The 2,500-nt window shown below is 51.7% G+C and carries 2 rRNA genes (1 of these 2 cut by a window edge); both read right to left on the reverse strand.

What is annotated here, in order from left to right:
* Positions 1–42: 42 nt before the first annotated feature.
* Positions 43–157 (reverse strand): 5S ribosomal RNA (rrf, locus tag IEW74_RS16995).
* Between the two features lie 94 nt (positions 158–251).
* Positions 252–2,500 (reverse strand): 23S ribosomal RNA (locus IEW74_RS17000); it runs 499 nt beyond the window's last position.

Here is a 2,500-nt window from a genome sequence, read left to right on the forward strand (position 1 = left end):
GGCTTTAGGAAACGATTGTGATAGGTTTGATCTCTTTGGAAGGCCTGGCAGCGACTTACTCTCCCGCGCCTTAAGACGAAGTACCATCAGCGCAACGTGTTTTCACGGCCGAGTTCGGGATGGGATCGGGTGTTTGCCACGTGCCATAACCACCAGGCCATCCAAAGAGATCTAGATTATCTTATATTATACAGGTTGTTGAGAATTAAACGTTAGTTTATGTAGATTTTTAATTCTACGCATGATGGTTGCTCATCAAGCCTATCGAATGATTAGTATCAGTTAGCTTCATGTGTTGCCACACTTCCACACCTGACCTATCAACGTGGTCGTCTTCCACGATTCTCAGGGATACCTAGTTTCCAGGTGGGTTTCCCGCTTAGATGCTTTCAGCGGTTATCCTGTCCGAACTTAGCTACCCAGCGATGCTCCTGGCGGAACAACTGGTACACCAGAGGTTCGTTCACCCCGGTCCTCTCGTACTAGGGGCAAATCCTGTCAAGTATCCTCCACCTACGGCAGATAGGGACCGAACTGTCTCACGACGTTCTAAACCCAGCTCACGTACCACTTTAATTGGCGAACAGCCAAACCCTTGGGACCTGCTCCAGCCCCAGGATGTGATGAGCCGACATCGAGGTGCCAAACACTACCGTCGATGTGAACTCTTGGGTAGTATCAGCCTGTTATCCCCGGCGTACCTTTTATCCGTTGAGCGATGACCCTTCCACGAGGAGTCACCGGATCACTATGACCGACTTTCGTCTCTGTTCGTCTTGTCAGACTCACAGTCAGGCAAGCTTATGCCATTGCACTCTAAAAGCTGATTTCCGACCAGCCTGAGCTTACCATCGTGCGCCTCCGTTACGCTTTAGGAGGCGACCGCCCCAGTCAAACTACCCACCACGCAGGGTCCCGGATCCGGTTTCACGGACCGCGGTTAGACATCAATAACTAAAAGGGTGGTATTTCAAAGGTGGCTCCACAGCGACTGGCGTCTCTGCTTCAAAGCCTCCCACCTATTCTACACATTTAGTTACTAATGCCACTGCGAAGCTATAGTAAAGGTGCACGGGGTCTTTCCGTCTAACCGCAGGAACTCCGCATCTTCACGGAGAGTTCAATTTCGCTGAGTTGGTGTTGGAGACAGCGGGGAAGTCGTTACGCCATTCGTGCAGGTCGGAACTTACCCGACAAGGAATTTCGCTACCTTAGGACCGTTATAGTTACGGCCGCCGTTTACCGGGGCTTCAATTCATGGCTTGCACCACTCCTTTTAACCTTCCGGCACCGGGCAGGCGTCAGACCCTATACGTCGTCTTGCGACTTCGCAGAGCCCTGTGTTTTTAGTAAACAGTCGCCACCCCCAATTTTGTGACACCCATATCTGCTTGCGCAAATACAGGTCACCCTTATCCCGAAGTTACGGGTGAATTTTGCCGAGTTCCTTCAACACCATTCTCTCAAGCGCCTTGGTATTCTCTACCTGCCCACCTGTGTCGGTTTGGGGTACGGTCTATACGGGAGAGTTATTTCCTGGAACACCCTGGTTGCACGTTCAATCCAATAAGGACGTACAAATTCCGGCATTCGTCACTACTCCCAGGTTCAGGAATATTAACCTGATTCCCATCAACTACGACTTTCGTCCTCGTCTTAGGGGCCGACTCACCCTGCGCGGATTAGCCTTGCGCAGGAACCCTTGGGCTTTCGGCGACAGAGTTTCTCACTCTGTTTATCGCTACTCATGTCAGCATTCTCACATCTGATACCTCCAGCATTGCTCACACAACACCTTCGCAGGCTTACAGATCGCTCCGCTACCACTTGTCCTAAAGGACAAATCCACAGCTTCGGTACACGGCTTGAGCCCCGGTACATCTTCGGCGCAGGACGGCTTAATTAGACCAGTGAGCTGTTACGCTTTCTTTAAAGGGTGGCTGCTTCTAAGCCAACCTCCTGGTTGTTTTGGCCTTCCCACATCCTTTCCCACTTAGCACGTGATTTAGGGACCTTAGCTGGTGGTCTGGGCTGTTTCCCTTTCCACTACGGACCTTAGCACCCGCAGTGTGTCTGCCAGATAGTACTCCTCGGTATTCGGAGTTTGGTTCGAGTTGGTAAGGCTCGCGCCCCCCGTCCCGATCCAGTGCTCTACCCCCGAGGGTATTCATCTGACGCTCTACCTAAATAGATTTCGCGGAGAACCAGCTATCTCCAGGTTTGATTGGCCTTTCACCCCTAGGCACAAGTCATCCCCGTCTTTTTCAACAGACGTGGGTTCGGTCCTCCAGTGCGTGTTACCGCACCTTCAACCTGCTCATGCCTAGATCACCTGGTTTCGGGTCTAATCCATCGAACTCACTCGCCCTATTCAGACTCGCTTTCGCTGCGCTTACGCCTATCGGCTTAGGCTTGCTCGATAAATTAACTCGCTGACCCATTATACAAAAGGTACGCCGTCACAGTTCAAGACTGCTCCGACTGCTTGTAGGCATCCGGT

The sequence above is a fragment of the Terasakiella brassicae genome (assembly GCF_014641495.1).
GTDB lineage: Bacteria > Pseudomonadota > Alphaproteobacteria > Rhodospirillales > Terasakiellaceae > Terasakiella > Terasakiella brassicae.